Annotated in this window: 8 protein-coding genes; all 8 read right to left on the reverse strand. The window is 62.2% G+C overall.

All coding sequences use genetic code 11. From position 1 onward, the window contains the following. Positions 1-66 precede the first annotated feature (66 nt). Positions 67-2,028, reverse strand: coding sequence for a hypothetical protein (locus B7Z66_15940; protein OYV74572.1), 1,962 nt, complete (start codon positions 2,026-2,028; stop codon positions 67-69). Beyond that, positions 2,025-2,477, reverse strand: coding sequence for a hypothetical protein (locus B7Z66_15945; GenBank protein ID OYV74573.1), 453 nt, complete (start codon positions 2,475-2,477; stop codon positions 2,025-2,027). The genes B7Z66_15940 and B7Z66_15945 overlap by 4 nt, the downstream gene beginning before the upstream one ends. Then, the gene (locus tag B7Z66_15950; protein OYV74574.1) at positions 2,477-2,677 is read right to left on the reverse strand and encodes a hypothetical protein; all 201 of its coding nucleotides are present in this window, start codon (positions 2,675-2,677) and stop codon (positions 2,477-2,479) included. The genes B7Z66_15945 and B7Z66_15950 overlap by 1 nt, the downstream gene beginning before the upstream one ends. Then, positions 2,667-3,068, reverse strand: a complete 402-nt coding sequence (locus B7Z66_15955; protein ID OYV74575.1) for a hypothetical protein — start codon at positions 3,066-3,068, stop codon at positions 2,667-2,669. The genes B7Z66_15950 and B7Z66_15955 overlap by 11 nt, the downstream gene beginning before the upstream one ends. A gap of 34 nt (positions 3,069-3,102) precedes the next feature. Further along, on the reverse strand, positions 3,103-3,534 hold the full coding sequence (locus B7Z66_15960) for a hypothetical protein (protein OYV74576.1): 432 nt from the start codon (positions 3,532-3,534) through the stop codon (positions 3,103-3,105). After that, positions 3,531-3,758: a hypothetical protein gene (locus tag B7Z66_15965; protein OYV74577.1), complete on the reverse strand. Its 228-nt coding sequence runs from the start codon at positions 3,756-3,758 to the stop codon at positions 3,531-3,533. The genes B7Z66_15960 and B7Z66_15965 overlap by 4 nt, the downstream gene beginning before the upstream one ends. After that, complete coding sequence (locus B7Z66_15970) at positions 3,755-4,849, reverse strand: hypothetical protein (GenBank protein ID OYV74578.1); 1,095 nt, start codon at positions 4,847-4,849, stop codon at positions 3,755-3,757. The genes B7Z66_15965 and B7Z66_15970 overlap by 4 nt, the downstream gene beginning before the upstream one ends. After that, positions 4,846-5,134 (reverse strand): muraminidase (locus tag B7Z66_15975; protein ID OYV74579.1); only part of this gene is annotated, 289 nt, incomplete at its 5' end. The genes B7Z66_15970 and B7Z66_15975, both read right to left, overlap by 4 nt.

The raw sequence follows: 5,134 nt of genomic DNA on the forward strand, positions 1-5,134 counted from the left end.
ATGGATTCCAGTCGGCTGGCACTGTCCAGCTGGTGCCGCTGGTCAGAATGACGACGGTGTCAGCCATTACGGGGTCTCGTTATATTTGCCGTTCTGCGAGAAGTCGATGCGCTGGTACTGCTTGAACTTCGCCCATGCCGCTTGAGCGCGGGGCTGGTCAGTGGCATAGCGAACGCATACGGCGAGCGCCGACTGATACATGGCCGCGTAGCCGGTGGGGCTGGTCGGGAAGTTCACGAAGTCACCCGCCAGATACCCCAGCGTTTCGCCGTAGGTGGTCAGGCGCTCCAGTGAGCCTTCCGGCAATGCCAGCCCAGCGGCTAGCTTGGGGTCGAACGTCGCCGCGCGCTGCAAGCCTTCCGCCCACGTTGCGACCGGCGTGCCGTCCGCCATCGTGGTGATGGAGTTGTAGAGGGTAGCGAACTCGTGATCCGCTTCCACGCGCTCGAACGTCGAGACCGAGAAGTAATCGAGGATCGGCTGAAACGCCGTATGACCGAGCTGAATTGCCCTGCCGATGGCGTTCGTGAGAATGTCCTGCATCCACGGCGCATATCCGCCGTTGGCGTAGGCGTTGACGTTGGATACCAGCGGCCCACCCTGTTGCATGATCTGGATGCCGGTCTGCGCCAACCACGCCGCCGCGCCGTCTGCTGCCGCCTCGTCTACCCATGCCTGAAACTGCGGGGCGTATTCTGGTGAGGCGTACTTCGCCGCATAGATCAGGACATTGAGGCCACGACCGAAGCCACGCCCCGCCGCATCACGGAAAGTGCAGCAGCCGAGCTTGCTGCGGTATGTGTAATTCTCGCATAGGGAATTGACCCAGTTGCACCACATCGCCAACTGTTCGCGGTCGAAGTCGGTGTCGTAGAGCGCGCAAGCCAGTGCGCTGTAGTTCGTGGCGTGCGCCTGTCCCTGATCGAGTTGGATCGGGCAGTTCGTGGTGAACTTGGCAATCGGATTCTTGCCGACGCCCAGTTGCACGGGAAGCATAGAGGCGGCGGGGTAGTCAGCAACGCTCAGCATCTTGCCGGTGGCGAAGCAGCGTACATGGAACGGCAGCACCGCGAGGGAATCCGCCATGCCGCGCACTACGGCGAGATTGTCCGCGTTCGGGTTGGTCAGGTAGGCCGCGTCCCATTCCGGCACTGGGCCTAGGTGCGGATGCTCGCCACCCGTACCGATGGCCAGGATGATGTTGCCCGCGCCGGTCGGTCCGTTGTCGCCTGCCGCGTACCATGCGACCGAAGAGGCTTTTTCGGAGCCGGCGCCGAGTTTCGGCATGAAGGATAGATCGGGATTCGCCACCGGCTGCGGTTGAGCCAACCAGAACGAACGCGTGCCACCGTGCGCCCAAAGCGTCAGGGTGCCATCGTACAGTGCCGTGGCGCCTGCCGTGACCGTGAAGTGCCCGCGAATGTCGCCCGTGGTCTTCTCATAGCTGTTCTCAAGGCACACGCACAGGCCATCGGCGTAATACACCGCCGCACCTTTGCTCGGGTCGGTAGGATCGAGCGGCTTCACGTCGCCGGGTGCGAGCGTGAGCGTGGCCGTGTACGGCACGGGCAGCGTGAGATTTGCCACGACAGTCACCGGCTGACCGACGACACTCACCGCAGGCGGGATGACCGCAGGCAGCGGGACAATCACGCCATCGTGGACCGTGCTGGTGCTTGTCGTGCCGTTTGCTGCCTTGGCCGTGAGCATGATCGCAAAGATGCCGCTCTCGGTGTAGGTATGCTTCTGACTCCCCATCACGTCGCTGGTCGTACCGTCGCCAAAGTCCCAATGTTCCGAGACCGCACCAGCCGTGAAGTCGTTGATGTATAGCACGCCAGCCTGCACGGAGCTGTTGAACGCGGCCTTGAGTGTCCAAGATGGTGCCGGAGCAGGGCTTGGCGCAGGACTTGGCGCGGGTGCTGGAGCGGGAACAGGAGCAGGCGGTGCAACGACAGCGGCCGGAAAGCTGATATCGATGGCTGCAGTCGCCAGGTCAACCGCCACGCCGTTGATCGTGATCTTCATGCGAGCTGCAACAGCGCCGTGCTAGCCGCATTCGCCGGCATGGTCAGCGTGAAGTTACTCGCCGTGACACTCTGCGAACCGAAGGTGTAGACCGCTACCGCCTTGTTGCTCTGCGTTGAGTTGTAGAGTAGGCAGGTATCGAACGCCGAGGCCGTCATGGTGGTCCAGGCGAAGCTTCCCGAGGGCGTCCAGTATGCGGTCGTGCCAGAACTGGTCGGCGCGGTCGCGTTCGTCACGGTGACGCCGCCAGCGGTATAGCCGGTTCCGGTGACCTCGCTGGTGGTCGAGTAAGCCGTGGTCGCTGCACCCAAGCTGCCGGACGCAAGAAACAGCGCGGCCTTGAAGGTGTCAGGCGTGGTCGCTGCTCGAACGACGCTGGTGCCAAACGCATGGATGCCGTTCAACTGATCGACTTTGAAGCTGGTGCATACCGCTGCTGCATTGGCCATTAGAAGGCTCCTTGTTCGGGTTGCGCCTGGACGCCTTGCTTGACGTACACATGGGCAGATTGTTTGACGATTTCACCGTCCAGTCGGTACGTCTCGCTGAACTTGAGGTATTCGGGCTGGTCTTCCCATGCGTGGCTGTATTCGAGCGATGCAATGGGCAGGTTGCCCTTAGTCGTCCAGATCAGCGGCTCACTGTCCATCATTGATACCTTCGTCGCGTTTTCGCGGTACGTGTATGCGGTAATGCGGTTGACGCTCACCGAGCCTACGACGCTTGCGGCGTGCTGCCACAACGAAGTCGGAAATCAGGATTGCCAGCAGGATGAGGAACGCAGTCAGGGACAGAGCGACGAATATCCATCGCGCTGTGATGTCGGGGTCGTGGTACATCACCGCGTCCTGAAGTAAACGACAATGGCCACGGCTGACCAGAAAATCAGGCTGAACACCCTTGATCTTGCCCAGCTTGTCGATGTCGATCTTGAGCGCGGTCTGTAGGTCGAGCGTGTACTGCGTCCAGGCGCCGTTCGTGAAGTCAGCCGGAAAGGCTGGCATCGGCTCAAACGTGGTCAGGTCAGCAGGTAGCGCCACATAGACCGGCACCGGTACGTTGACCGACCGAACCTCAATGGGCTTGGGCGTTGTCGCGCATCCGGTCAACCACAGCAACGGGAGCGCTATGAGCAGCAGCCCATGCCTTGACTGAAGGGAACGTTTCATAGATCACCCGCAGCTTCTGCTGACTGGATTGGTTTGCGTGCTGCTGATCGGCGGCGAACTGGACAGCCTGCTTCGTGAAGACGGCGCCGTTCTGCATGTCGTTCTTGTACTTGTCGGCCCACTGCTTGAGTGCGACCTTCTGCGTCTCGATGGTGCTCAGGCTGGCGTACTGCGCGGCCTTGAGTGAAGCGGTCTCAGTGACGAAGGCAGCGGCTTTCGCCTTGTAGTGGCCGATCTCCATGTGCTGCACGACGATCACGCCAGCGGCAGCGAGGGCAAGCCATACCCAGACCGGCACCTTGCGGAGCCATCCGAATAGCGTGATTAGGATGCTCATGGCTTCCCGATCGGCTTGCGCGTCACGTTGCGCAGCCAGACCACGATCACGCCGAGGCAAAACGATATCGCGGCGTCCGCCTTGCCCACGTAGGCATGCAGCAGCGTGGAGTTGTCGCGGGCGTATTCCAGCACGGGCGCGGCAGCCATGAGGTGAGCGCCAAGCCATATCGTCTTGCTCGACCACCAGCGTTTGGCGGCCTGCACATCGGTTGCGATGGTCATGCAACTAGCCTCGGTTGTGCCTGCGCGATACGTTCCTGCGCAATGGCGAAATACTTGGCGTCTTGCTCCATGCCGACGAAGCGGAAACCCTCCAGCAGCGCCGCCTTGCCGGTCGAGCCGGAACCCATGAATGGGTCGAGCACCACGCCACCGGCAGGCGTCACCAGCCGGCACAGGTAGCGCATCAGGTTGGTGGGTTTGACGGTCGGGTGGGTGTTCTTTCGCGGCCCCGACTCCGCAGACGGCGGTCGCTCGCCGCGGGACACTCTGTAATCCTGATCCGTCCACTTGTTGCCGTTCGCACGGTGTACGGGCTGCAAGTAATCGCAGCCTTCGTTCCTATCCTTGCGGCTCGCCTTGGCGCAGTAGAAGAATCGGGCGGCGGTGCCGAAGTCGCCGCGTCCAGGTTTCTGCTCGACTGCGCCGAATTTACCGAAACACGCTCCACTAACCCCTTTGCGGCCGTTGCTTGTTGCGCCAAGCGCATCAGGAAACCCCGCCATCACTTCCTCGCTGCCGTCATGGATGACGTTGGCGGGCCAGCGGCCAAGATCAGTAGGGATAGCCGGTCCAACGCATGTACCTTTGCGCCAGTTCTCGCGGCTCACCCCGCCCGGCTCGCGCTCGAATCGCACGTTATCGGTAGCTGGCACTCGACACCCGTCGATATTCAACCCGCCCGTGCCGTAGGCCAGCACGTTCGCTGCCACCGTGCCAATCAGCGGCTTGCGCGCCATGATGATCGGCTCGTGCGCAGGCTTGAGCGCCGTACCGCCCCACGGGCCGTTGTGTGACTTCGGGAAGCCCGACCCGTACAGCCACATGATCGTGTCGCGCATTTCCCAGCCGGCATCCTCGATCGCGCAGGCCATCCGGTGAAAGGTGCGCGAGCCGCCGAACGCCAGCAGGTACGCGCCCGGCTTGGCGACGCGCAGCATTTCGGTCCAGAACTCGATGCCCGGCACTGCGTGATCCCAACCCTTACCCATGAAGCTCAGGCCATACGGCGGATCGGTCACGACGCTGTCGATGCTGTTCGCGTCCAGCCCTGCCATCAGTTCGAGGCAGTCGCCGTGAAGCAGGTCGATCATGCAGCACCCTCGAACAGTGCGCGCTCTTTCGCGCGGCGAGTCACGAGACCGGGCAGCGGATGGCCGCCAGCCATGACCCAGAAGTGAAATTGGGCAGCCGCCTCGGCGTACTTGCCCTGATTCAGCAGCCGCAGCAGCGTGGAATCGCGCAGCCGGCCGGCTCCAAGGTTGAAAACGAAGTCGCATAGGGCGTCGAACTGGCCCTGATTGAGTGGCACGGTAACCATGCTCGAAACCTGCTGCGCTGCGGCATCCAGGTCATCAATCAGCATGGCGTCGGCCTGC

The sequence above is a fragment of the Chromatiales bacterium 21-64-14 genome (genome assembly GCA_002255365.1).
GTDB lineage: Bacteria > Pseudomonadota > Gammaproteobacteria > 21-64-14 > 21-64-14 > 21-64-14.

What these genes read in the sequence shown, in the direction of transcription:
- B7Z66_15970 (OYV74578.1), bottom strand. Translation starts at nt 4,849, where the DNA reads ATGATCGACCTGCTTCACGGCGACTGCCTCGAACTGATGGCAGGGCTG.
- B7Z66_15950 (OYV74574.1), bottom strand. Translation starts at nt 2,677, where the DNA reads ATGGACAGTGAGCCGCTGATCTGGACGACTAAGGGCAACCTGCCCATT.
- B7Z66_15945 (OYV74573.1), bottom strand. Translation starts at nt 2,477, where the DNA reads ATGGCCAATGCAGCAGCGGTATGCACCAGCTTCAAAGTCGATCAGTTG.
- B7Z66_15965 (OYV74577.1), bottom strand. Translation starts at nt 3,758, where the DNA reads ATGACCATCGCAACCGATGTGCAGGCCGCCAAACGCTGGTGGTCGAGC.
- B7Z66_15960 (OYV74576.1), bottom strand. Translation starts at nt 3,534, where the DNA reads ATGAGCATCCTAATCACGCTATTCGGATGGCTCCGCAAGGTGCCGGTC.
- B7Z66_15940 (OYV74572.1), bottom strand. Translation starts at nt 2,028, where the DNA reads ATGAAGATCACGATCAACGGCGTGGCGGTTGACCTGGCGACTGCAGCC.